Raw genomic sequence first — 24,419 nt, 5'->3', positions numbered from 1 at the left:
GTGGCACAGGCATCTTGCCTGTGAAATCTTAGTGGCACAGGCATCTTGCCTGTGAAATCTTAGTGGCACAGGCATCTTGCCTGTGAAATCTTAGTGGCACAGGCATCTTGCCTGTGAAATCCTTGTGGCACAGGCATCTTGCCTGTGAAATCCTTGTGGCACAGGCATCTTGCCTGTGAAATCTTAGTGGCACAGGCATCTTGCCTGTGACTGAAGCTTGGGCGGGCTCTCCGGCCCACCCCACAAGAAATTCAGAAAAAGCTAAACTTCATACATTTGCCAGAAAAAAGGATATTCCTCTGGAGTCACTGAAAGACCAGCTTTGACAGGATTTTGCCTAATATATTCCCAAAAAACCTGAAATTCTCGTTCATCTCTGACAATGTGGTCATGTCGCTCATCCTGCCAGACAGTACCAATATGCTTCATCACCTTAGGAATTTGTTTAGAACTGTAGCTTTTCATACTGTGTAGAATGCTGCTGAGCGACCAGAATTTATTATCCGACTTTTCTAAAGGCTGCATGAGCATATGCACATGATCGGGCATTACAACTAAGCAAAATATTTGATACCTTTGCCTATCAAAAAACTTGCAAGCATTGAGGATAACTTGCCTCGCAGCCGGAGTTAATTCCAGCTTTTCCCAAGTATTAAAAGTGATGAAATAGACAGCTCCTTCTAACTCCCAATGAGGTAAATTTCTGTAAGTAACTTTTAATTTAGCATCTCTGAGTTTAAGGGGCAGACTAGAAGCCTGTCCCAGAAAAAGCTGATATTGACCTGTGGGGTGGGCATCTTCCCCGCCCAAATCCTGATTGCTTGCCTGACTCAAATTTTCGCGAATCATATTACTAAGCACAACCGCAACGTAGTATAAAATAGCCTAAAAAAAGCCAAATTTCAATAGCCTTATCGAGGATTTTTGTAAAGTCTTTAAGCATTGTGGGGTGGGCATCTTGCCCGCCCAAAATATGCAAGTTAAATGGTCACAACTCATCTCATATTCAAAATCTTCTCAGCAGCACCTTCAGACACCGGCATCACCGATAACCGATTGCCTTTCCTCACTAGCAAAATCTCATCAGCGCTAAACTTTTGTTTCAGTTCATCCAAAGATATTAATTTAGCAAATTCCTCAACAAACTCAACTTTCACAGTTTGCCAGCGAGGAGCATCAAAGGGCGATTTAGGATCGTAATATTCGCTATTCATATCGAACTGACTCGGATCGGCAATCCCTGTTTCCACGACGCGCACTAACCCGACAATACCCGGAAATTTAGTATTAGAATGGTAAAAAAATACTAAGTCTCCCAGACTCATTTCTCGCATAAAATTGCGCGCTTGATAGTTGCGAACGCCATCCCAAATCGAAGTGCGATCGCCCTTCAAGTCCGCAATACTATAAACATCCGGTTCCGACTTCATCAGCCAATAATTCATAAAATATCTTTCCGCTTCTGCAACCACAGAGTCAACATCAAATAAACGAAAATATGCACGCACAAAATACCCCAGTTTAAACCCAAATTCTCCCAGGTTGGATCGTAAACCGGAGTAGGCTCAAACGGCTGAGGAAGCGTACTCCCGTCCGGTAATGTAGTAGGCGCGGTAACCATCCCATTCACATTAACTAAAGACCCGTAAGCACCCACAGACCAGCGGCTTAACATCAGCCAAGAAAACTTGCTCGCCGCACCTTCCATCTTAAACAAAACTCCAGAAAAAATAATCTGAGGCAGCAATAATAGAGGCAAAGCGCTGTTAGCTTGAGAGCTATTTTTAACCATCGCGGAAACGACTAATCCGAGAGTTATGCAGCTCATCAAAGTTAGGAATGTGGTAATACTTGCCCCCATCTCCCAGGAAATAAAACTCGGTTCGGGGGATTTAAAAGCAATCAAAATAACTCCTACCATTAACAGTGTTTGCAATACTGCCAAACCAGAAAGTATAAAAATTTTTGAACCTAAATAAGCAAACAATCCTAAATTGACCAAACGTTCGCGCAGATAAATAGCAGATTCTTTGACAATTTCTTGCAGAGAAGTTGCCAGTCCTACCCAAATCGCCGCGCAGGTAAATACAAATAAAACTCTGAGCGCTAAAGGTGCTAAAGTTGCCTCCGGCGCTCCAATTAACGGGTCTTTATCTCTGACGGCTAGCCGCAGTAAACTAATGCCGATCGGAGCCGTTAAAAGAGCTAAACTCAAGTTAACTAAGTCGCGGGAAACGAGTTGAAAATAGCGCTGGGCAAGCAAAACGAGTTGTTTTATAAAAGATTGAGATTTTGGGACAGAAGGTGCAGAAGGTATTTTTGCATTAGCCTTGCCTCTGCTGAAGTGGTTGACAATATAGCGCTGATAGTAGGGAGATTTATTAAAGTTTTCTGCCCAGCTTTGAACGTTGGTTTCTCCTGTTTCTAATTCGTTGTAGATGTCTGCAAAATCGCCAGTTTTGACATCGAAAAAATCGAGGGCTTCCCTAGGCGGGCCGAAGTAACAAAGGCGACCGCCGCGACCCATAAAAACAATACGATCGCACATCGTGATATTTGCCGTCGCGTGAGTCACCAGAATCACCGTCCGGCCTTGATTTGCCAACTTTCGCAGCAGTTGCATCATCTTCTTATCCAAACCCGGATCGAGTCCTGAAGTCGGTTCGTCTAAAAAGAAAAGTTTCGGGTCCGCTAACAGTTCAACTCCGATGCTGACCCGCTTCCGCTGTCCGCCGCTAAGCTGTTTTACCAAAGCCTTGCGACGGTGAGTCATTTCAATATCTTCTAAAGTTTTGGCGACTACCTGCTTGACATCTGTATCGGGAGGTAAGCGCAACTTAGCTGCATAACTCAAGACTTCTTCTACTGTCAAATCTGCGTGCACAATATCATCTTGAGGCACGTAACCGATTTGATTGCGGTAAATATTGAAGTTTTGGCGCAGGTTGTCACCGTTGAGAAACACAGCGCCGTTAGTAGTTTTTTCGATGCCTAAAAGCGTCCGCATTAAAGTAGATTTACCCGCACCGCTACCGCCGACTAAAGCCACAAACTGCCCCGGTTCGATCGCCAAAGTGATGTTATCCAAACGCTTCGGAATCACCAGACTGTCAGCATCCAAACGAATTTGATGGCCGGAGTCTTGCATCTGCAACTCACCGCTGCGGTAAGTTAGAGTAAACGGGCCGATCCGAATTGCATCTCCCTCGGACAACTGTACAGAATTTGTCACTCGCTGACCGTTAACAAAAACCCCGTTAACGCTGTAGTCTCGCAAAATATAATTACCGCGACTGTCTTGGTCGATTGTGGCGTGGCGTCTAGAAACAAGCGGCGCATCTAATTGCAGCGAAGCGTTTGGATCGCGGCCCAACAAAACCGACCGATTCTTTAGAAGAATTGACTGCTTGCTAGGGACAGCAACCTGATTCGCCAGCGGATTAAAATAACTCAGCAAAACTTGATTTTGAGGATCGAGACCAATTTTAATTTCTGTGCCGTTTTTCAGACAATAACCGTCATTGGGAGTGATGCGAGTGCGATCGACAAATAAGCCATTAGTGCTCGGCCGCTGGCCGTCACCGTCGTAAATCCAGTAATTATCCCCAATTTGGCGCAAAACAGCGTGAACGCCGGAAACTGCGCGCCAGGGTTCGGGAATGACTAAATCAGCACGAGTGCGATCGCGCCCCAATACGTGCTGCTGCTGTTTTAACTCTAACTGTAAAACCTCCCCTTGATTGCTTAATACTATATAAGGTCGATCGCTTAAAGCAGTCAGTTGTCCTATATTGCCTGTCATACTTCAATCGCGGTTTTTGCACTCACTTTTGTCAGCATATCAAAAAGTCATTAGTCATTAGTCATTAGTCATTAGTCATTAGTCATTAGTCATTAGTCAACAGTCAACCGTCAACAGTCAACAGTCAAGAGTCAACAGTCAACCGTCAACAGTCATTTTGGCAACAACCGACAAACTGCGAAGCCGATTAATTGCCGCCGCCAATTCAAACCGCCGAAACATGGCAAAATCCCCTTCAGGAAAAGGCGATAAAATATCCATCCCCTGCGCGTCAATATCTGCCATCACCAAATCTATGATTTCCGACAAAGTGCGTTTTCCGTCCATGTATTGCTGCTTAGCATAAACCATTGCCGCAGCGATCGCCCTTAACTGTCCCCTGTCCACAATTTGCTCAACACCACCCAAATCAATATCCTCACTTCCGAAAGCCAATTCATCAACATCCCGCACCTTCACCCGCACATCTCGCCGTCCCCGACTCGGATCTAAACTAGCAGGAATCGGCACTCTTTGAGTAATCTCACCAAAATTTTCTCCCCCTTCAGCAGCACGGCTAATCGAGTAATTATTAGCAATCTCTTTAGCTTTTGCCGTCACATTATATGCTTGAAAATTTTCCATTGCAATCACAGTATCCGCCACATCAAAATAATCGCCACTTCCGCCCATGACTACAATAGTCGATACGCCGCAATCAGCGTACAACAGTTTAACTTTATCAATAAACGGCGTAATCGGTTCCTTATCCTTAGCGATGAGTTCCTGCATTCGGCGATCGCGAATCATGAAATTCGTCGCCGCCGTATCCTCATCAACTAATAAAACAGGCACTAAATCCTCTTCCTTTTTCCTTCTCTCCTGTTCCTCATTCCCTCTTCCTTCTTCCTTCTTCCGACGGACATCGGACTGACATCCGTTAAATCCGTTACATAATCCGTTGCCGAACTTTCTTCTCCCCACTTCCAAAGCCTCAATAATATTAGCAGCTTGCGACGTGCTACCGCTCGCATTTTCAGTATAAAATTGTGCAGTATCTCTACCTTGGGGCAAGTGGTTAATAAAAGGCGAAATATCAACTCCCGCAACACTTCTGCCATCTTCTGCTCTAATTTTCACCGCCGCCGGATCAGTCACCACAAATTCCCGACCATCTCCCGGAATTCGGTTGTAAACTCCCAACTCGATCGCCCTGAGTAAAGTAGATTTGCCGTGATAGCCGCCCCCAACAATCAAAGTAATACCAGCGGGAATACCCATACCGGAAATCAAACCGCGATTCGGACAATTAAACTCAACTTTTAACGACGGCGGCGACTGAAAAGCCACAGCATTATTTAACAAAGGACTGTTGTCAACACCGCTGCGGCGGGGTAAAATAGAACCGTCAGCAACAAACGCAACTAATCCGTTTTCAGCTAACTGCTGCCGCAGCCAGTCAGCATCTTCTACAGTTTCAACGTGACGGCGACATTCCGCAGCATTTAAATTAGCATACTTCAGAGAATTGCTGACAATTTGCGGAATATCTTCGCACAGCATTTCAGCAGCTTGTCGCCCTAAAATACTGCGACCCCCCGCTGGAAGTCCGACGGCAAATCGCAGTTCAACTCCTCCTAAATCTTCGATATCGGATGTATTTGAGGAAATGATAAATGCGGAAGTTCGCTCTAAAACTTCTTGTCCGAAGCGAGTCACTGCAATCATACCGCTTTTGCCAGTGCCGCGTTTGCTGCTGATGCTGTGTGCTGCTTGGTCAAACTGGCGAGTTAGGTAATCTCGCAAGGCTATTTCTCGACTGCGAGAGTTGAAAAGTTCGCCAGGAATTTGAGCAATGTTTGGCGGAACTCGGACTCTAAATTTACTGGGAGAAGCAAACGGATCTCCCTGCACGTAATCAATAATTAATGTGAATTCGTAAAAATCGTAACTACCTTGAATGTCTTTGTAGGCTTTGTAGCCTCGATTGTCTAGTTGCAGTAAATGTCGTTGCAGTATTTCTTTGTTAGTCATTAGTTATTACTTATTAGTTATTACTTATTAGTTATTTACCTAGTTCCTAGGCTCTGCCTAGGAACCCATTTGCAGAGGCTCTGCCTCGCTTGCTTGGCGTGGGAAAATTGGAGGCAGAGCCTCCGGATATGCGTTACCAGGCAGAGCCTGGTAACGAGTAGAATTACCGATTACCAATTACCGAATTTCCAATAATTTAGCCGTGGCATTAACAACAATTTGAGCAGAACCGGCGAAAAAAGGTCGATCGATAGTTGCTAATGTATCGCTAGATTGGTGATAGTGGGGCGATCGCAAATTTGCAGTATCCGTCACCAACACAGCACCAATTCTTTTATACCAGAAAGGCGCGTGGTCGCTGCGTAAAACATCGGGAGTCAGCAACCCTTTCAGGGGAACCGGCAGCGCCACCACAGGCGGCAAATCGGCTTTTCCAGACTCCGCAAAACTTTTCAATAGCAGCGGATGTTCCGCATCCCCAATCACAGCGATAAACTCGCCTTTGTCGGGAGAAGTTACCCCCGATGCTTCTAGAAAAGGTTGCGCTGTCAATCCTTCGGGATATTGCTGGCATCCGGGTGTGCGGCAGGCATAACCTAGCATATCCAGGACGATCGCTCCCTGCAAATTTTTTAACCGCGCGTCGCTACCGGTGAATGCTAAACTGCCTAAAAGTCCGATTTCTTCCCTGTCGAAGAATGCTACTTGCAGTGTCCGAGGCGTGGGGCGAGAACCCAGCAATCTTGCTACTTCTAAAACTACTGCAACTCCCGTCGCATTGTCGTCAGCGCCTGGGGAGTTTGGTACAGTATCGTAGTGTGCTGCCACTAAAATTGCACCGGCGTTTGAGTCAGTACCTTTTCTCTCAGCGAAGACGTTGATTCCGCGATCGAACTGCTGCAACTCTGCGGAAAATCCTAATGTTTGCAGTTGTTGGGAAATATAGTCTCTAGTAAAAGAGCGAGCTCGTTCTCCATCGCGTTCTCCTGCTAAAGTCTCGACGTGTTTCCACAACCGAGACGGGTCAATTTGGGGCAGAGAAACTGCATTTTTTTCAGCAGGAAGCGGTAAGGGAGAGGGGTTTTGGGAAGTGTGGATATTGCGATCGATTGAAACTTCCGGTACAGCCGACAACCGCTGCCACGAGTCAGAACGCCAACCCACAGCGGCCACCGCAACCAGAATAAATAGCGCTATCCAAATCAATTGTTTCATCAGTAAGTCTATTTGAGATTTTAGACAGGGATTACGCACTCCTCACTCTCATCAACCGGGTGTTTTAGCGGAAGCGAGGGCTGCAACAAAGTCTTTTCGTAAAACCAGGTTGATGCGTCCAGAACTGTTATATTTTAGATTTTAGGTTGACACCAGAGTTAAAAATAAACCTGTTTCAAAAAATGAAACTCAAAAATCTTAAAATTAGCTGTGCCAGAGGCAGTTTTGTATTTTTGATTGAAACAAGCAGGTAAAAGCCTTGGGATGTTGCCGTCGAATCAGTCTTGCTTATTGGAGTATTCGACGGCGACATTTACCTTACTAATTTACCTTTAAGATTCACAACTAAAAACTACTTTTTTTCCCACTCTATCTCTTTATTCTCCAAGATCAACCCGCTGCTGCTGGGAAAAGCATAAGGAATAGTTTTTGCAGAAAATTCAACTATTTGAGTTGGTTGTTGAAACCACTCGGAATAACTCGGATTGAGTTGATCGTACAGTGCTTTTAAAGCTTGAATCTCTACCTCTAGCTGCGCTGCTGCTTGATTGATTCTGCGAGCTTGTGCTTGCAAGCGCTTTTCCCCGGTTTGAACGTGGTTTTCTACTTCTTGCCAGTGCTCTCCGGCCAGCAATTTTTCTAGTTCACCTTGCTTGTAATTGAGTAAAGCCTGTTTTTGTTGCAGTTGCTTTTCAATATTTTTAGTCTCTCGGTCAATCTCCTGGATTTGCTGCAACCACTGCTCCCCAAAAGCAGCAGTTTGCTGGTGGAACTCAGCAATGGCTTCAGGAGTATTATTTTTGGGAAAACTGACTGCCACTCGGCACTCAGAGCGCTGTACGCCAAGTTTTTCCCGCGACTCTTGCAGGGCGGCAACTTCTGCTTCTAGCGCGCGGACTTCTTTTTGGAGTTCTGGGATGGTCTGACTCATGGGTTCAATTAGTGGACCTCTGCATCGATTTTAAGCTAATTGTTTATTTTTCTAACAAATCCCGATCGCCTCCTTGCGGGAATTATCTAATTTTAGCGCGCTCCCACCCGGTGTCTAGGCAGAAGGGCGGATAATTTGTGGCACAATGGCTGATGACACATTTTAAATTAAGATTAAAATTATAATTAGTTATAAAGCTAAGTTATTAGCTGGGTAAAATTTAATTTACAAATCCACATAAATTAATGGGGGCTGGGTTTTCCTATGGCCGAGAAAGTTCTGCTAAAGTTTTTTATATAGATGGTTCCTAAAAAGATTTATTAGAAATTAGGAAATAGAGCAAATGAAAATACTTTTTCAATTAATAGTGGGATATTTCGCGGTTGCTATTTTTGGTGTGGAATGTGGCATAAATCCCAAAATATTACCGACAAGTCTAGGAGATAGACATGGCACTCCCCCTGTAGAAGGGATTTTGGTTGCGTCTCACAAACATAGCTATTTGCGATCGGCATCTCGCCCCCTTACTTCTGCAAGCGCCGCATTATTTTTGGATAAATTATCCCAAGTTGAGCCCGTAAAATTACATACTTACAATTATATACAATCTCAGGGAACTCCTAGAAAAAAACCTACTATTAAGTTTATCGTAATCGGTTATTTTCTGGTTTTTCTTTGTTTAGTAATCTCATTATTGAGCAGGGCGAAGACAGTAAATAGCTTATCCAAGACGATGATGTTAATCAAGCCGAAGTCTGAAACAGAGAATGACAAGCTACCAAAAGGAGAAAAAGTGTTGTATCCAAAAAAAGAACAGGATATCTGGCATACTATTGCCCAAATGACCCAAGATTTGCAGCAAACGGCCGAATATGCCCTCGATATTTGCGAGGAAATGAACGTCTCGATAATTGCGACCACTCCGGGCGGTCATATCCTGTCGTTAAACCAAGCTACCTGTCAACTTTTGGGATACTCTAAAAAAGAGTTGTTAGGCAAACCAATAGCCGGACTTTTTAAGAAAAGTGAATCACCTGCACAGGAGTTAGAGTTAGCAAGTTTAACAGCAGAAGGATCTGTCCACAACGTGGAAAAACTCTACCTTTCCAAACATGGAAAAAAAATAATTGTACTGCTTTCTATTTCAACTATTCGCGACGGCAAAGGCAAGGTCAGCGGCAAGTTATATATAGCACAAGATATTACTGATAGCAAGCGGGCTGAAAGAAATTTGCGGCGAAGTGAAAAAAAGTTTCGCCAACTGATAGAAACGGTTAATGCTGCTGCATTTATCTATAACCGCAGACAGTTGCGCTATGTCAATGCTCAGACAGAAGCTCTGACAGGATATACTCGTGAAGAATTGCTAGCGTTGGATTTATACGATTTAATTCATCCAGATTTTCGAGAAATAGTTAAAAAATGGGGTAAATCCAGCCATGTGCGCTCAAGTCCCGGCTCAAAATATGAATTAATAATACTCACGAAAACTGGAAAAATGCGCTGGATTGAAGCAACTGTAGATATTATAAAATTTGAAAAAAAAGCCTCAATATTAATCACAGCGTTTGACATCAGCGATCGCAAATTAGCAGAGTTAGAACTAGAAACATCTCTTTCGTTGCTTCAAGCAACCATTGAATCTACTGCTGACGGTATTCTGGCGGTTGACAGTGGAGGAAAAGTTGTCAGCTTTAACCGTAAATTTGCCGAAATGTGGCAGTTGCGGGATTTGCAGGTGGATTCGAGAGATAACAACCAAATTTTGGGGTTTGGAATCAACCAGTTAAAATACCCGGAAATATTTCTCAACCGTGCTAAAGAATTGTCCGATCGCCCCGCAGCAGAAAGTTACGATCTCATCGAGTTGACAGATGGCAGAATCTTCGAGCGCTACTCGTTGCCCCAGCGCACGGGAGGCAAAATTACTGGTCGAGTATTCAGCTTTCGGGATGTAACGGAACGGGTGCAATCCGAAGAAAAACTACGCAAAAGCGAAGAACGCTTTCACCTGCTGACGCGGGCGACAAATGATGCCGTATGGGATTTTGATTTGTTAAAAAATGAGTATTGGTTGAGCGAAGAATTTGAAAAAGTTTTTGGATACAAACTTAACGAAACTCAGACGATAGAATTAGAATCTTGGTGGTTAAATATTCATCCCGAAGAACGGGAAAGAGTGATGTCAAGCTTCTACGAAACAATGAGCTCAGACGCTCACTGTTGGTCGGAAGAATACAGCTTTCACCGTGCAGACGGGGGATATGTTTTTGTGCTCGATCGCGGCTATATCATCCGCAATGAAAGTGGCAAAGCAGTAAGGGCGATCGGCACGATCATGGATATCACTCAGCGCAAGCAAGCTGAAGAAATTATTCGCTATCAAGCTGTTTATGACCAACTCACCGGTTTACCGAACCGGATACTTTTTAACGAGAGGCTGCTGGCGTCCTTAAAACAAGCTAAAAAAAACCAAAAAATGCTAGCTGTGATGTTTTTAGACTTGGACAGGTTCAAAAAGATTAATGATACACTAGGTCACGCTGCGGGCGATCGCCTGTTAGAAGGTTTTGCCGGACGCATCAGCGACACTTTGCGATCGACTGACACGGTTGCCCGCTGGGGAGGCGACGAATTTACCATACTGCTTCCCGATATCAATTGCTTAGAAGATGCAGTTAAAACAGCTCAAAGAATACTCAACAATTTAAAGCCAGCATTTAAACTAGAAGGACAACCGTTTCATGTTAGCAGCAGCATCGGCATTGCCCTTTATCCCGATGATGGTGAAGATGCCGAAACTTTAGTCAAAAATGCCGATGCTGCCTTGTACTACGCTAAAGAAATGGGAAGAAATAACTATCAGTTATATACTTCCACAATTAATCCCCACGGCAGCCATTTACTAACTATAGAACACAGACTGCACGAGGCTTTAGAACAGGGAGAATTTGAGGTTTTCTACCAGCCAAAAGTCAATATTACTACTTGGGAAATTCAGGGTATGGAAGCCCTGCTACGCTGGCAACATCCACAATTAGGTTTAGTTACTCCCGCGACATTTATTCCGATCGCCGAAGAGAACGGACTCATTGTACCTATTGGGGAATGGGTGCTGCAAACAGCCTGCACTCAAAATAAAGCTTGGCAGGATACTTTGCAGCCTGATTTGCGGGTAGCAGTCAACGTTTCGGCTAGGCAGTTCCAGCAATTTAATTTATTAGAAATGGTAGCGAACTGCTTGGAAAAAAGCGGTTTAGCACCCAAGTATTTAGAGTTAGAAATTACCGAGACAACAGCCATGCAAGATGTGGATTATACCACAAAAGTTCTCAGGGAGTTGCAGAATATGGGAGTGCAAATTGCGCTGGACGATTTCGGCACGGGTTATTGTTCTCTAAATTATCTCAAAAAGTTTCCCTTGAATATCTTAAAAATAGATAAATCCTTTGTCAGCGGATTGACGACTGATCCGTGCGAACTGGCGATCGCCAAGGCTGTAGCGACGCTGGGGCGAGATTTGAACTTGAGCGTGGTAGCCGAAGGAGTAGAAACTAAAGAGCAGTTGGAGTATTTGCGATCGCTCCACTGTCAAGAAATTCAGGGTCATTATTTCAGCCCTGCACTATCAGCCAATGATGCTAGCAAACTTTTGGTAAATTCTCAGTTGCAACAAGTGAAAATTGCTTAATTAGTCATTAGTCATTAGTTATTAGTCATTAGTCATTAGTTATTAGTCATTAGTCATCAGTCAATTGTAGGGTGGGTGAGGCGCGGTTCAAGATTTATCTATTGGTGACAATAGTGTAAGGTGCAACCTCAGCACCCTACAAATAGAGTTTGCGGGTCGAGGACTGTACTTAGAGGCCGATCGCCCTGCAAAAGCCAGCGATTTCAACAATCGCTGGTTTCTACTACTCCTTTTTCATAAGGACAATAATTTCTTGTTCTAGCAGCTTCATTTGTTCAAGAACTTGATTGTGATGTTCTTGAGCCGCTTGCAATCTAACTTTAAGTATTTGTTCGTGAGATTCTAGATAGGCCAGGTGAGAGCGCTGCAATTCTTTCAACTGGCTTAAAATTTTCCCAATACTTCTTTGTCCTGAGTAGACAGAACTTGCTTTGTTTCTATAAAACCTCGTGCTATTTCCCTGAGAAGTTGCGTCCGGGAAGACATCCCCAATGCTTTCGCTTTCTCGTCCAGTGCTTCCCAATCTTCTTCCTCTAGACGTAGAGTAGCGTTGATCGTTTTCTTTTTCCGATTTTCCATAGGCTTGAAACATAACGGGACTTCCCCACAATTATTGCACGTGCGACTATTGACTCAGACCGTCGCACGTGCAATAATTTAATGGCAGATTGCACGTGCAGTGCGAGCGACGTGCAAGTGTTTTGACATGAAACACCTGCACACCCCTTAACCTGCTGGGGTTTGGACTTGCAGAACCAAGCCCCTTTCTCTCACAAGCGTTAAATCAGGAGTGAAAATCCCATGAAATCAGCGGCACAAAATCAGGTACTGCATCAACTCAAGCTCATGGAAACCAACTTGCGCGAAATTCAGTGCAAGCTAGTTAAAACCTCCGTTTTAAACTTGTGGCAAATAGTTTTGCCCGATGGAAAGAGAATTTTGCTGGAACACGCGGGCGGCGGACACTGGATTTTTCGGTCTAACGGTATTGAGAAATCTCATCCAGAAGTGCGGCAAGCGGTTTTGCGGGCGATCGGCATTTGCTCGGCCCACCGCAGTTAAGGTAACAGCCGATCGCCCGCGCTGGTTAAAACTTAAAATAGTGTGCAGAATAACGGACTTGTACCTAAAGACAGAGGAAAATATCGCTACCCCAACATAAACGCTTTGTCTATGCAGCCAATTCGCACATTTAACGTTTCCCCCTCGCTACCGACAATTCTCGAACCCCTACGCAAGCTTGCCTACAACTTGCACTGGGACTGGAACGTCGATACCAAAGACCTCTTCCGCCGCCTCGATCGAGACCTGTGGGACTCCAGCAACCAAAACCCGGTGCTGATGCTCGGAACCATATCTCAAGAGCGACTGCAAGAAATGGCAGAAGACGAAGGCTTCATTGCCCAAATGAACCGAGCAGCCCAGCAGTTAGACGATTATCTCAAAAACCGCGCCTGGTACCGCAAACAGCGCGGCACCGAGCAACAAGAATGCTACGCTTACTTTTCGATGGAATTCGGCTTAGTTAAAGCCCTACCCATCTATTCAGGCGGTTTGGGCGTGCTCGCAGGCGACCACCTCAAATCAGCTAGTGATTTGGGCTTGCCCTTAGTCGGTGTCGGCCTACTCTACCAAGAAGGTTATTTTTCGCAGTATCTCAACGCCGACGGCTGGCAGCAAGAACGCTATCCGCTCAATGATTTCTACAATATGCCGCTGCACCTAGAACGCAATCCAGACGGTTCGGAATTGCGGATTGAGGTGGACTATCCCGGCCGCAAGGTGTATGCCCGGATTTGGCGAGTACAAGTGGGAACGGTTCCTTTGTACCTAATGGATACAAATATTGAACCTAACAGCCGCTACGACCAAGATATTACCGACCAACTGTATGGCGGTGATAAAACTCTGCGGATGCACCAAGAAATCATGCTGGGCATCGGCGGCGTGAAAATGCTCAAGGCATTGGGGCTGACAGTTACGGCTTATCACATGAATGAAGGCCACGCGGCTTTCATGGCTTTGGAACGCATTCGGATGCTGATGGAGGAATATCACCTGAGTTTCGTAGAAGCGGAACAGGTGGTGGTTTCGAGCAGTATGTTTACGACTCACACGCCGGTACCTGCTGGATTTGACTTGTTCGAGCCGGATATGGTGATGCACTATCTAGGTCAGTATCCCAAGATGTTTGGCTTGTCGCAAGATCAGTTTTTAGGATTGGGCAGGGAGAATACTGGCGATTTGTCCGCACCTCTGAATATGGCAATTTTGGCAATTAAAATGTCGAGTTTTGTCAACGGGGTGGCGGCTTTGCACGGCGTGGTGTCGCGCCCGATGTTTCAGGGTTTGTGGCCGGGTTTGCCGCAGGAAGAAGTACCGATTACTTCGATTACCAACGGGGTGCACGCTCGCAGTTGTGTGGCGAAGTCTACTCAGGAGTTGTACGATCGATACCTCGGCCCGGATTGGGAAATGACTCGCAAGGACGATCGACTCTGGGATCGGATGTCATCGATTCCTGACGAAGAATTGTGGCGCAATCACGAACGCTGTCGATCGGAGTTGGTGGTGTTCGCACGGGAGTGGCTGCAAAAGACTTTGCGCGAGCGCGGTGCGGCCCAAACGGAAATCGAACACGCGCGGGAGGCTCTCGATCCGAAGGTGCTGACGATCGGGTTTGCCCGCCGCTTTGCTACTTACAAGCGGGCGACGCTGTTTTTGCGCGATGTCGATCGAATCATGCGGATCATGCGGGACAAAAATCGCCCGGTGCAGTTTGTGATTGCTGGGAAGGCTCACCCGATGGATATTCCAGGTAAGGAATTGATTCGGGATATCGTTCACTTCATCCGTGAGCACGACACGATCAGCTCGATGGTCTTTTTGCCGAACTACGACATTAACGTCGCTCGGATGATGGTGTCTGGCTGCGATGTGTGGCTGAATACGCCGCGCCGCCCGCGTGAGGCTTCGGGTACTTCCGGGATGAAAGCTTCGATGAATGGTTTGCCGAATCTGAGCATTCTTGACGGATGGTGGGATGAGGCTGATTATGTTCGTACCGGTTGGCCGATCGGACATGGGGAGTTTTACGAAGATACTAAGTATCAGGATGAGGTAGAGGCGAATGCTTTGTACGACTTGATGGAGAAGGAAGTTGTACCGCTGTTTTACAACCGGGATGCTGACGGCATTCCCCGCGGTTGGACGGCGAAAATGAAGGATTCGATTCGCTTGAACTGTCCTTTCTTCAATACTGCTCGGATGGTGAAGGATTACGCGCGGCGGGCATATTTCCCGGTGAGCGATCGCTACCACACCATGACTTCGGATAATTGCGCTCCCGCCAAGGAGTTGTCTCACTGGAAGAAGCACGTTCTCGCGAAGTGGCACGATATTAAGATTGAGGCTGTTGATATTTCCCAGGATAAGGAAGTTAAGGTCAATCAGTCGATCGCTGTTAAATCTCGGATTAATCTGAAGGGATTGACGCCTGCAGACGTGCAAGTCGAACTTTATCAAGGTTCGGTTGATGCTAACGGAAATATCATCGGCGGCGTACCGGTAGTGATGGAGTATTTGGGAGAAGATTCTCACAATGCTAGCCTTTATACGGCTGACATTACTTATACTTCTAGCGGTTTGCAAGGCTTGTCGTTGCGCGTTTTGCCGAAGCACGATAATCTCAGCAGTCCTTATGAAGCTGGCGTGATTCTCTGGGCACATTAAAGGAAGGAAGAAGGAAGAAGGAAGAGGGAAGAAGGAAGAGGGGCACGACACGGATTCGGACACGGATACACGGATGAATTTAACTGTGTTTCCCACTTCTCCCCCTCTCCCCCTCTCCCACTCTCCCACTCTCCCACTCTCCCACTCCCTCTCTCCTTATCTTCCTTGGGGAATGATTATGTAGCCGGCTGGGAAATGATCGCCCAATACCAAATTCCGCTGGATTCCCAGTACCACCAGTGAGCGCGTATATAAGCGTATAGCAAGGCATCTCGCTGTTCTTTTAAGGCTTTGAGGGTGGCAACACTGGTGGGGCTTTCGGGGAGGTTTGAACCACCGATGAACGCTGATTCTTATGCGGAATATTTGCGAAACTCAGACTTGGTTCGACGATTGATAAATATCTACAATATACTGGCAGAATTTCATCAATTAGAGTTGACATTCTGCCAGTTTTCCTTATTTTTGGTGTTGCTGAATACAGGTATAAATTCAAGATTTCGGAATTTTTATAAGCCCAGTATGGTGAGTTTTGTAACTTCCGATAAAAGTTGATTTATACCGTGAATCAGCAAAGCCCAGAATCTATATCCCTCAATATGAAAGCAGCCGAACAAAATAGTGGTTTCACAATAGTCACACTTTTTCATCCTGCTATTCCATAAAATTGAAGAGAACCTTCAGACACCTCTATAGCGCTTCTCAAAAAAGTGAGGTATGCGCTATGCCCTATGCCCTATGCCCTATGCCCTATGCCCATGAGTACCTCATATGAGAGCTCGAAAGGCTATAGTTTAGCTTATTTACCTACACCCGCTGGCTGCTGACGGTTTCGCACTTCCAGAAAAATCAACAAAGCATTAACATCAGCGGGATTTACCCCACCAATTCGGGCAGCTTGGCCAATAGTCAGCGGTTTCACCTTAGCCAACTTTTCCCGCGATTCTTTGGAGAGAGTTGTAATTGCCATGTAATCCAAATCGGCAGGCAATTGTCGGCGTTCGTGTTTGGCAATGTCATCGATTTGATTTTGCTGTCTTTGCAGGTAGCCGGAATATTTGATGTCAATTTCTGCACCATCTTTCTCAGCCAACTTCAGACTAGAATTGCCTAAGTTGTAGCGTTCCAAATCCACATAATGAAAACCAGGACGACGCAACAAATCAGCAAGAGTAATTGAACCTTTAATCGCTTGTTGAGTGTCTGCAAAAATTGCCTTGCCTACTTCCTCGTGCTCTTTCACCCGCGTCGAGTACAAGCGTTCCTTCTCTGCCACAATATTAGCTTGTTTGCGATCGAACAACTCCCACCGGCGATCGTCAATCAAACCAATTTCCCGTCCCAGCGGAGTCAAGCGTTGATCCGCATTGTCCGATCGCAATAATAGCCGATATTCCGATCGCGAAGTCAACATCCGGTAAGGTTCTCGCAAATCCTTCGTACACAAATCATCGATCAAAGTCCCGATATAACTTTGCTCGCGAGGAAACACAATCATCTCCTGATTTTTCGCAAACCGAGCCGCATTAATCCCCGCCACAATCCCCTGTGCAGCCGCCTCCTCATATCCAGTTGTACCGTTCACCTGACCCGCGCAAAACAGCCCTTCGATCTTCTTAGTCATCAGCGTCGGATAGCACTGAGTTGCCGGCAAATAATCGTACTCCACAGCATAAGCAGGGCGCATCATCTCGCACTTTTCCAAACCCGGAAGAGTCCGCAGCATTTGCAATTGCAAATTTTCCGGTAAACCAGTAGAAAAACCTTGGATATAAAGTTCAGGAATATCTCTACCTTCCGGTTCAATAAAAATCTGGTGACTTTCCTTATCCGCAAACCGCACAATCTTATCTTCAATACTCGGACAATAGCGCGGCCCCTTCGCATCAACCCAGCCGCCGTAGACTGGAGAAAGATGCAAATTGTCTCTAATTAACTGGTGAGTTGCTGGCGTAGTTCGAGTCAAATAACAAGGCATTTGTTCGCGTTCTCTCCACACTTCGGGATCGAAACTAAACCAGCGAACCTCTGCATCTCCCGGCTGCGGTTCCAGGTTGGTATAATCCAGAGTACGCTTGTCAACTCTTGCCGGAGTTCCTGTTTTTAACCGACCAGTTTCAAAGCCCAAACGATTGAGAGTTTCCGTCAAGCCAACGGCGGCAAATTCTCCCGCACGTCCGGCGGGCATGGACTTATTGCCCACCCAAATTGTGCCACCTAAAAAAGTACCTGTGGTCAGAATTACTGCTTTGCATTCAAAAGCGACGCCGAAGTATGTTTCTACTCCGATTACTTCTTCGTTTTTGCCCAAAACTAAGTCTGTTACCATCGCTTCGCGGATGGTCAAATTGGGTTGATTTTCAACAATATTATTCATCACAGCGGCGTATTCCCGCTTGTCTGTTTGTGCTCGCAGCGCCCAAACGGCGGGGCCTCTCGAAGCGTTGAGGACGCGCTTTTGTAAGTAGGTGCGATCGGCCATTTTGCCAATTTCCCCGCCTAACGCATCAACTTCGTTAGTAAGTTGGGTTTTAGCCGGGCCGCCGACAGCCGGATTGCAAGGTTGCCACGCAATTTTGTCGAGGTTGAGGGTGAGGAGAAGGGTGCGACAGCCGAGGCGAGAAGTGGCGAGGGCGGCTTCGCAGCCGGAGTGTCCGCCACCTACTACGATGATGTCGAAACTGTCTTGGAATTGTACTGGAGTTTGTGCAGTCATTCGATTTTAGATTTTAGATTTTAGATTTTAGATTGAATAATAGACATCTGGCAAAATTAGGTTTTAGTCCGGGTAGGACTAGGGGGTGTTTTCTTTCCCTAGAATTGGCTTAAATTGTAGGTTGGGTTGAGGAACGAAACCCAACATTCCAAAAATCGTCAAATCATCTCCCCCTCTAATATCATAGATAATCTAGATGCACAACAGCTTAAAATCGATGTACGGTAAGTCCCTATACCCTCACCACACTAACACCATGACACAGATCGCCCTTTCCGACCTTCCCGAAACCATCCAAGCCCTACTCACCCAAGCCATACAAACAGGTGAACCCCTCACCATCGCCCAAAACGATCGGCCTGTTGCCATTATCTCCCCCATCAAAAAAAGTAAACGAGCAGCCTTCGGATCTGTCAAAGATAGCGGCCAAATTATCGGAGATATCATCGAGCCAACCTCTAACATCGTAACTTGGGATGTCCTGTCATGAAACTCTTACTAGATACCCACATTTGGCTTTGGTATCGTCTTGGGAATCCTCGCCTATCAACCACTTTACAAACGGCGATTGCTAACGAAGAAAACGAACTTTGGTTAAGTCCCATTAGCATTTGGGAAACCCTACTACTCGCCGAAAAAGGAAGATTAACCCTAGAACCCACACCAGAAAAATGGATTCAAAAAAGCCTCCAAGAACTCGACACAAAAGAAGCAATCCTCACCAATGAAATTGCGATTCTGAGCCGTCAACTAGATATAATACACCAAGACCCCGCAGATCGATTCATTGCCGCCACCGCCGTTCATTACGAACTAACCCTCGCCACCGTCGATCCCAACCTCACCCAAGCTACTTGCCTAAATACTCTCAGCTAATCCAAAATTTTGCACACCGCAAACGACTTTGAAGACTCGATCGCTCTCACTAAAAAAACGGTGTTCGTCAATTAAAACTCTTCCTCTCCCTTAGAGTAGCTGCTTTCTTCCAACATCGATGTTAATCCAGTAATTTTTACCGGTGGTCGATCTTTGAATTCTACGACAAATGACAACTCCCCACCCATTGCCGCGATATAACTTTGCAAAGTAGATACCAACAAATCCGCACGGCGTTCGAGTCGCGAGACATTTTCTTGACGCATATTTAATAATTCTGCCATGCGAATCTGAGTAAATTTCCTTGCTTTTCGTAAGTCTTGCAAGGTCATTTCTTCAGCCATTAACTCAATCGATCGCTTTTCGACTATTGCTCGTTGTTCGGGAGGCAAATTCTCCATAATAGTCTTCAGGCTAATTCTCATCTGTTTCTTGCTCGATTAACTTATTCAAATGGCCGGTAAATCTACTATCTGCTATCTTAATTTGAGTAAATTATGCCTTACATAGCATATTATAGGCAATAGTCGATCGAATAACAATATTTATATGCACCCTTCGCGCCTTCGCGGTTCAATAATTCCGTAATCAGGCAGTTTTGCGCTATGTTAGACAAAAAAATCTCAACAAGCGTACACAAGTGAAATACTTCTTCTTATCCGACGGCTGGAAAGTTGGGCGCGTCTGGGGCGTAGGCGGCGAGTGGAGTCACGCCGCCTGGAGGCGGCCGCCGGACATCCAACAGCTCAACCTCTGTCTTTCCGATCGCAACGAAAAAATGTGGCTCTACCGCGTAGAAGACGCCGTACTCATGGTAGAAGTCCAACCAGCAGTCCGTCCCGATCCCGCCGATCCCGCCAAAAATATCGGCAACGTTACCCTCACCAGACTGATCGATGCCGAGCAAGTCCTCGAACGCCTCGGGACGATCGCCGCCCGCTGCGAAATGGGCAACCCGCAATTAATGTAATGCTCAACATATTGCAATCGGTTCTAACACTCGATACACTTCTTTAAATAACTTTCATTTTTATGCCTCCACCTTTGAAGGTAGATGGCAGTCGGCAAAAGGCAGAGTTTAAACCCTACAGGTAACTGCTGGGGAGTCAGAATCTGATTTTTCCGTAAAAATAGACATCATCACTTACACCTTGGAGAACCGCAGTCAATGGGACTACCCTGGTATCGCGTACACACAGTCGTCTTAAATGACCCAGGCCGATTGATTTCTGTACACTTAATGCACACTGCCCTCGTGGCAGGTTGGGCCGGATCAATGGCCCTTTATGAACTAGCAGTTTTTGACCCCACAGACCCAGTTCTGAACCCAATGTGGCGTCAAGGGATGTTCGTGTTGCCCTTCATGACTCGCTTGGGAGTTACGGGTTCTTGGGGCGGTTGGAGCATCACCGGCGAAGGTAACGTCGATCCGGGCTTCTGGTCCTTTGAAGGCGTCGCCGTCGCTCACATCGTCCTCTCGGGCCTGCTGTTCTTAGCAGCAGTTTGGCACTGGGTATTTTGGGACTTAGAACTTTTCAGAGACCCTCGCACCGGTGAACCAGCCCTCGACTTGCCAAAAATGTTTGGCATTCACCTGTTCCTCTCCGGCTTGCTTTGCTTCGGCTTCGGCGCATTTCACCTTTCGGGACTTTTTGGTCCGGGAATGTGGGTGTCCGACCCCTACGGCCTGACCGGTCACGTCCAGCCAGTGGCGCCTTCTTGGGGCCCTGAAGGCTTCGATCCGTTCAATCCGGGCGGCATCGTGGCTCACCACATTGCAGCGGGCGTAGTCGGCGTAATTGCCGGTTTGTTCCACTTGACAGTGCGGCCGCCGGAACGTCTTTACAAAGCCCTGCGGATGGGGAATATCGAAACTGTACTTTCTAGCAGTATCGCTGCCGTGTTCTTTGCAGCCTTTGTGGTTGCGGGTACGATGTGGTACGGTTCTGCTGCAACTCCGATCGAACTTTTTGGCCCGACTCGCTATCAGTGGGACAGCGGCTATTTCCAACAAGAAATCGATCGCAGAGCTCAAGCTAGCTTGGCCGGTGGCGCTAGCTTCCAACAAGCTTACGAACAAATTCCCGAAAAATTGGCTTTCTACGACTACGTGGGCAACTCTCCTGCTAAAGGCGGTTTGTTCCGGGCCGGCGCGATGGTCAATGGCGACGGTATTGCTAAATCTTGGCTGGGCCATCCAGTATTTACTGACAGCGAAGGTCGGGTATTGTCGGTTCGCCGCCTCCCCAACTTCTTTGAAACTTTCCCAGTAATTTTGACAGACAAAGATGGGGTCGTTCGCGCTGATATCCCCTTCCGCCGTGCTGAATCAAAATACAGCTTTGAACAAAGCGGAGTTACCGTCAGCTTCTACGGCGGCGAACTTAACGGTCAAACCTTTAATAATCCTCTAGATGTTAAGCAGTTTGCTCGCGCTGCTCAAAAAGGTGAAGTATTTGAATTCGATCGCGAAACCTTGAACTCGGACGGCGTTTTCCGCACTTCGACTCGCGGTTGGTTCACTTTCGGACACGTTTGCTTTGCTTTGCTATTCTTCTTCGGCCATATCTGGCACGGTTCTCGGACAATCTTCCGCGACGTGTTTGCTGGAGTTGAGGCTGACATGGAAGAACAAGTCGAGTGGGGCTTGTTCCAAAAACTGGGCGACGTGACCACCAGAAGAGAAGAACCTCTCTAAATTTCGCCAGCCTCTGGGTAGGGGGGAAACTTCCCCGCTACACAAAAACCCGGTTTCTTGAAGAAACCGGGTTTTTTTAGTTAATATTGACACTCCCCGGCCTTAAGGCACGGGGATTCTTAAGACATTTCAGTCTTAATATCCCTATCCCTAGGGTTCCCAGGCTGACTACTCTGGGCACAAAAGAGTGCTCCCGTCATATCTCCTCAAAAATGTTTTGGGCGTAGACTTTCCCCCAGTCCGGGGGTAGGTTTTTACATCTTGTCTGATTTGGTTATTCTATAATATTCATTTGTTAAGATGGATTTGCTATTTTACTTAACAATGGAAAAAAGCCGTTCTACAAGGACGGGGTTTTAAACCCAATTTTCTGATAAAATAATACGGCAAGGGAAGATAGGGAAAATTTAACATGGAAAGTGTTGCTTACATTTTGATTCTGGCTTTAGCCTTAGGTGTACTATTTTTTGCGATCGCCTTTCGGGAACCTCCCCGGATTGGCAAATAATTAGCTATACGCCTCCAGCAAGTCCAAAATATCTTGAACCGGACTGCTGTTAGCCCGCATCATAGTGATCTAATTTGGTGCGGGACTATTTCACTGCTGTGTGCTAAGTGATTTTTCTAGTCCAGCCATTCATCAGACCCCAGGCGGTTAGATGAATGGTAATTTGCTGGCACTGCCTGTTAAACTCAGCAATCATGCGCTGTTCCTCCTGCCAACACACAAATAGTCGCGTTTTAGAATCGCGTTCAGCCGAATCAGGTCAAAGCATCCGTCGGCGGCGTGAGTGTTTGAGCTGCCAGCACCGCTTCACAACTTACGAACGCATAGAATTTGTGCCGATTACGGTGATCAAGCGCGACGGCAAGCGCGAATCTTTTGACAGGTCGAAATTAGTCAGGGGATTGATTCGGGCCTGCGAAAAAACTGGTTTGTCTTCCGGGCATCTCGAAACTCTGGCCGAAGAAATCGAGGCCCAACTCCAAGGTCGATCGCTCCGAGAAATCGCCAGTTCAGAAATAGGGGAACTGGTGTTGTTGCACCTGCGGCCACTCAGCGAAGTCGCTTATGTCCGTTTTGCCTCCGTATATCGGCAATTTCGAGGCATCCGAGATTTTGTAGATACCCTAAATCACCTTCAGAATCCCCTCAACGAAGCTGAAGATACAGAAACAGGGACAAATTTTGACGCAGATTTGCCGGACTCCGAAGCAGTCGATCGAGAAAGCCCTGCATCCTGCGCTAGTCCCAGCTAAGCTCGCTTAAATTAATTTTAAACCAGTATGCGTGTAAGTTATAATGGTCTACTTGACTCGGAATGTTAAGATTAAACGTTTTAACACAGAGTATGGAGTAACAGTAATGGCAAGCGCTGGTGTGCAGTTGCACCCGGCAAAAGTTAGCAACAACTGACTTTAGTAAAAGATTTTGAAAAAAGTTAATCGCTTTTTAACCAAAATCTCTAATATCTGCCGGCACAAACGAAAAACATGAAGGAGAGAAATCCTAGGAAACTATTCGCATGGTCAATCTCAAAACCACAGTCAAAGACATCGGCTTTACTCACGAAGATTTTGCAGCCCTACTTGATAAATATGACTATCACTTTAGCCCGGGCGATGTAGTAGCGGGTACAGTTTTTAGTATAGAACCCAGGGGCGCTCTGATTGATATCGGTGCTAAAACAGCAGCGTACATTCCCATTCAGGAAATGTCCATCAATCGAGTCGAAAGCCCTGAAGAGGTATTGCAATCAAATGAAACCAGAGAATTTTTCATCCTCACCGATGAAAATGAAGACGGACAATTAACCCTGTCCATCCGGCGCATCGAGTATATGCGGGCGTGGGAAAGAGTGCGACAACTGCAAGCAGAAGATGCCACAGTACGATCGCAAGTATTTGCCACTAACCGTGGCGGCGCACTCGTGAGAATAGAAGGCTTGCGAGGCTTTATTCCCGGTTCTCATATAAGTACCCGCAAACCGAAGGAAGAATTAGTCGCCGAAGAATTACCATTAAAATTCTTAGAGGTAGACGAAGACCGCAACCGCCTAGTGTTGAGTCATCGTCGCGCCTTAGTTGAGCGCAAGATGAACCGCCTCGAAGTCGGGGAAGTGGTCATCGGTACAGTACGGGGTATCAAGCCTTACGGTGCCTTTATCGACATCGGCGGCGTCAGCGGCTTGTTGCACATCTCGGAAATTTCACACGATCACATCGATACGCCTCATAGCGTCTTCAATGTCAACGACGAAGTGAAAGTGATGATCATTGACTTGGATGCCGAGAGGGGCCGGATTTCTCTCTCCACCAAGCAGTTGGAACCGGAACCGGGCGCGATGGTCAAAAATCGCGAATTGGTGTACGAAAAAGCTGAGGAAATGGCAGCTAAGTTCCGCGAGAAAATGCTGGCTCAAAAGCAAGCTAAAGCAGGCATAGACATTCCTGTAGACTCGATCGATGCTGATGATGACCTCTCCGACGAACTCGAAGATGTGCCCTCAGCAATGGAAGAGGATCTGCCGGAAGTAGCACCCGAAGCAGCACCTGAAGCAGCACCCGAAGCAGTATTAGATATAGAGGAAGAAATCCCTCCTGCGACGGAAGAATAACATCGCAGTTAGTGTGATTAAAAGAGGGAATTTTCCCTCTTTTTTTTTGAGTTAGTCATTAGTCATTAGTCATTAGTCATTAGTCATTAGTCATTAGTCATTAGTCATTAGTCATTAGTCATTAGTC

The 24,419-nt window shown here is 46.3% G+C and carries 20 protein-coding genes; 10 read left to right on the top strand and 10 right to left on the bottom strand.

The window, feature by feature from the left end:
• Nucleotides 1-261: 261 nt before the first annotated feature.
• The 6 genes from QUB06_RS23800 to QUB06_RS23775 form a co-directional block, all read right to left on the bottom strand.
• Nucleotides 262-849: an REP-associated tyrosine transposase gene (locus QUB06_RS23800; protein ID WP_333437379.1), complete on the bottom strand. Its 588-nt coding sequence runs from the start codon at nt 847-849 to the stop codon at nt 262-264.
• Nucleotides 850-995: 146 nt separating this feature from the next.
• Nucleotides 996-1,445, bottom strand: coding sequence for an EVE domain-containing protein (locus tag QUB06_RS23795; protein WP_333437378.1), 450 nt, complete (start codon nt 1,443-1,445; stop codon nt 996-998).
• On the bottom strand, nt 1,442-3,802 hold the full coding sequence (locus tag QUB06_RS23790) for an FHA domain-containing protein (RefSeq protein WP_333437377.1): 2,361 nt from the start codon (nt 3,800-3,802) through the stop codon (nt 1,442-1,444). Before QUB06_RS23790 ends, QUB06_RS23795 begins: the two co-directional genes overlap by 4 nt.
• A 138-nt stretch (nt 3,803-3,940) precedes the next feature.
• Nucleotides 3,941-5,815 (bottom strand): ABC-ATPase domain-containing protein, encoded by a 1,875-nt coding sequence (locus QUB06_RS23785; RefSeq protein WP_333437376.1) that lies wholly within the window; start codon nt 5,813-5,815, stop codon nt 3,941-3,943.
• Nucleotides 5,816-5,992: 177 nt separating this feature from the next.
• Nucleotides 5,993-7,030 (bottom strand): M20/M25/M40 family metallo-hydrolase, encoded by a 1,038-nt coding sequence (locus tag QUB06_RS23780; protein ID WP_333437375.1) that lies wholly within the window; start codon nt 7,028-7,030, stop codon nt 5,993-5,995.
• A 352-nt stretch (nt 7,031-7,382) separates the two neighbouring features.
• Nucleotides 7,383-7,961, bottom strand: coding sequence for a hypothetical protein (locus QUB06_RS23775; protein WP_333437374.1), 579 nt, complete (start codon nt 7,959-7,961; stop codon nt 7,383-7,385).
• Between the two features lie 343 nt (nt 7,962-8,304).
• On the opposite strand from QUB06_RS23775, the gene QUB06_RS23770 reads away from it, so the two are divergent.
• Nucleotides 8,305-11,652 carry an EAL domain-containing protein gene (locus QUB06_RS23770; RefSeq protein ID WP_333437373.1) on the top strand — a complete coding sequence of 1,116 codons (3,348 nt, stop codon included), beginning with the start codon at nt 8,305-8,307 and terminating at the stop codon, nt 11,650-11,652.
• Nucleotides 11,653-11,875: 223 nt separating this feature from the next.
• Here the strand turns inward: QUB06_RS23770 and QUB06_RS34765 are convergent, their stop codons facing one another.
• Together QUB06_RS34765 and QUB06_RS34760 are read right to left on the bottom strand one after the other, a co-directional pair.
• On the bottom strand, nt 11,876-12,022 hold the full coding sequence (locus QUB06_RS34765) for a hypothetical protein (protein ID WP_445243110.1): 147 nt from the start codon (nt 12,020-12,022) through the stop codon (nt 11,876-11,878).
• A gap of 14 nt (nt 12,023-12,036) precedes the next feature.
• The gene (locus QUB06_RS34760) at nt 12,037-12,231 is read right to left on the bottom strand and encodes a ribbon-helix-helix protein, CopG family (protein ID WP_445243109.1); all 195 of its coding nucleotides are present in this window, start codon (nt 12,229-12,231) and stop codon (nt 12,037-12,039) included.
• 222 nt (nt 12,232-12,453) lie between these two features.
• Between QUB06_RS34760 and QUB06_RS23760 the strand changes: the two genes are divergently transcribed.
• Complete coding sequence (locus QUB06_RS23760) at nt 12,454-12,714, top strand: hypothetical protein (RefSeq protein ID WP_333437372.1); 261 nt, start codon at nt 12,454-12,456, stop codon at nt 12,712-12,714.
• A gap of 111 nt (nt 12,715-12,825) precedes the next feature.
• A complete protein-coding gene (gene glgP / locus QUB06_RS23755; RefSeq protein WP_333437396.1) occupies nt 12,826-15,384 on the top strand; it encodes an alpha-glucan family phosphorylase in 2,559 nt (852 codons plus the stop codon).
• Between the two features lie 799 nt (nt 15,385-16,183).
• Here the strand turns inward: glgP and mnmG are convergent.
• Nucleotides 16,184-18,100: a tRNA uridine-5-carboxymethylaminomethyl(34) synthesis enzyme MnmG gene (gene mnmG / locus QUB06_RS23750; RefSeq protein WP_333437371.1), complete on the bottom strand. Its 1,917-nt coding sequence runs from the start codon at nt 18,098-18,100 to the stop codon at nt 16,184-16,186.
• 256 nt (nt 18,101-18,356) lie between these two features.
• On the opposite strand from mnmG, the gene QUB06_RS23745 reads away from it, so the two are divergent.
• Both QUB06_RS23745 and QUB06_RS23740 read left to right on the top strand, forming a co-directional pair.
• The gene (locus tag QUB06_RS23745; protein ID WP_333437370.1) at nt 18,357-18,590 is read left to right on the top strand and encodes a type II toxin-antitoxin system Phd/YefM family antitoxin; all 234 of its coding nucleotides are present in this window, start codon (nt 18,357-18,359) and stop codon (nt 18,588-18,590) included.
• Nucleotides 18,587-18,976, top strand: a complete 390-nt coding sequence (locus tag QUB06_RS23740; protein ID WP_333138798.1) for a PIN domain-containing protein — start codon at nt 18,587-18,589, stop codon at nt 18,974-18,976. Before QUB06_RS23745 ends, QUB06_RS23740 begins: the two co-directional genes overlap by 4 nt.
• Before the next feature lie 71 nt (nt 18,977-19,047).
• On the opposite strand, the gene QUB06_RS23735 is transcribed toward QUB06_RS23740, so the two are convergent.
• Entirely contained in the window at nt 19,048-19,401 is a 354-nt protein-coding gene (locus QUB06_RS23735; RefSeq protein ID WP_333437369.1) for a transcriptional regulator, read from the bottom strand.
• Between the two features lie 215 nt (nt 19,402-19,616).
• Between QUB06_RS23735 and QUB06_RS23730 the strand changes: the two genes are divergently transcribed.
• The 5 genes from QUB06_RS23730 to QUB06_RS23710 all read left to right on the top strand — a co-directional run bounded on the left by QUB06_RS23730 (nt 19,617) and on the right by QUB06_RS23710 (nt 24,292).
• Entirely contained in the window at nt 19,617-19,946 is a 330-nt protein-coding gene (locus QUB06_RS23730; protein ID WP_333037185.1) for a hypothetical protein, read from the top strand.
• A gap of 198 nt (nt 19,947-20,144) precedes the next feature.
• The gene (gene psbB / locus QUB06_RS23725; RefSeq protein WP_333437368.1) at nt 20,145-21,674 is read left to right on the top strand and encodes a photosystem II chlorophyll-binding protein CP47; all 1,530 of its coding nucleotides are present in this window, start codon (nt 20,145-20,147) and stop codon (nt 21,672-21,674) included.
• A gap of 412 nt (nt 21,675-22,086) precedes the next feature.
• Nucleotides 22,087-22,182, top strand: coding sequence for a photosystem II reaction center protein T (locus QUB06_RS23720; RefSeq protein WP_083622085.1), 96 nt, complete (start codon nt 22,087-22,089; stop codon nt 22,180-22,182).
• A 194-nt stretch (nt 22,183-22,376) separates the two neighbouring features.
• Nucleotides 22,377-22,934, top strand: a complete 558-nt coding sequence (nrdR, locus tag QUB06_RS23715; RefSeq protein ID WP_333437367.1) for a transcriptional regulator NrdR — start codon at nt 22,377-22,379, stop codon at nt 22,932-22,934.
• 266 nt (nt 22,935-23,200) lie between these two features.
• Nucleotides 23,201-24,292: a 30S ribosomal protein S1 gene (locus QUB06_RS23710; protein ID WP_333437366.1), complete on the top strand. Its 1,092-nt coding sequence runs from the start codon at nt 23,201-23,203 to the stop codon at nt 24,290-24,292.
• Nucleotides 24,293-24,419 lie beyond the last annotated feature (127 nt).

Source organism: Microcoleus sp. D2_18a_D3, from assembly GCF_036702455.1.
Lineage (GTDB): Bacteria > Cyanobacteriota > Cyanobacteriia > Cyanobacteriales > Microcoleaceae > Microcoleus.
The sequence above is the reverse complement of the archived record's forward strand: the minus strand, read 5'-3'. Positions and strand labels throughout refer to the sequence as shown.

Bases quoted from the DNA above. Each gene is read 5' to 3' on its own strand.
- QUB06_RS23800 (WP_333437379.1), bottom strand. From the start codon at position 849: ATGATTCGCGAAAATTTGAGTCAGGCAAGCAATCAGGATTTGGGCGGG.
- QUB06_RS23795 (WP_333437378.1), bottom strand. From the start codon at position 1,445: ATGAATTATTGGCTGATGAAGTCGGAACCGGATGTTTATAGTATTGCG.
- QUB06_RS23790 (WP_333437377.1), bottom strand. From the start codon at position 3,802: ATGACAGGCAATATAGGACAACTGACTGCTTTAAGCGATCGACCTTAT.
- QUB06_RS23785 (WP_333437376.1), bottom strand. From the start codon at position 5,815: ATGACTAACAAAGAAATACTGCAACGACATTTACTGCAACTAGACAAT.
- QUB06_RS23780 (WP_333437375.1), bottom strand. From the start codon at position 7,030: ATGAAACAATTGATTTGGATAGCGCTATTTATTCTGGTTGCGGTGGCC.
- QUB06_RS23775 (WP_333437374.1), bottom strand. From the start codon at position 7,961: ATGAGTCAGACCATCCCAGAACTCCAAAAAGAAGTCCGCGCGCTAGAA.
- QUB06_RS23770 (WP_333437373.1), top strand. From the start codon at position 8,305: ATGAAAATACTTTTTCAATTAATAGTGGGATATTTCGCGGTTGCTATT.
- QUB06_RS34760 (WP_445243109.1), bottom strand. From the start codon at position 12,231: ATGGAAAATCGGAAAAAGAAAACGATCAACGCTACTCTACGTCTAGAG.
- QUB06_RS23760 (WP_333437372.1), top strand. From the start codon at position 12,454: ATGAAATCAGCGGCACAAAATCAGGTACTGCATCAACTCAAGCTCATG.
- glgP (WP_333437396.1), top strand. From the start codon at position 12,826: ATGCAGCCAATTCGCACATTTAACGTTTCCCCCTCGCTACCGACAATT.
- mnmG (WP_333437371.1), bottom strand. From the start codon at position 18,100: ATGACTGCACAAACTCCAGTACAATTCCAAGACAGTTTCGACATCATC.
- QUB06_RS23745 (WP_333437370.1), top strand. From the start codon at position 18,357: ATGACACAGATCGCCCTTTCCGACCTTCCCGAAACCATCCAAGCCCTA.
- QUB06_RS23740 (WP_333138798.1), top strand. From the start codon at position 18,587: ATGAAACTCTTACTAGATACCCACATTTGGCTTTGGTATCGTCTTGGG.
- QUB06_RS23735 (WP_333437369.1), bottom strand. From the start codon at position 19,401: ATGAGAATTAGCCTGAAGACTATTATGGAGAATTTGCCTCCCGAACAA.
- psbB (WP_333437368.1), top strand. From the start codon at position 20,145: ATGGGACTACCCTGGTATCGCGTACACACAGTCGTCTTAAATGACCCA.
- QUB06_RS23720 (WP_083622085.1), top strand. From the start codon at position 22,087: ATGGAAAGTGTTGCTTACATTTTGATTCTGGCTTTAGCCTTAGGTGTA.
- nrdR (WP_333437367.1), top strand. From the start codon at position 22,377: ATGCGCTGTTCCTCCTGCCAACACACAAATAGTCGCGTTTTAGAATCG.
- QUB06_RS23710 (WP_333437366.1), top strand. From the start codon at position 23,201: ATGGTCAATCTCAAAACCACAGTCAAAGACATCGGCTTTACTCACGAA.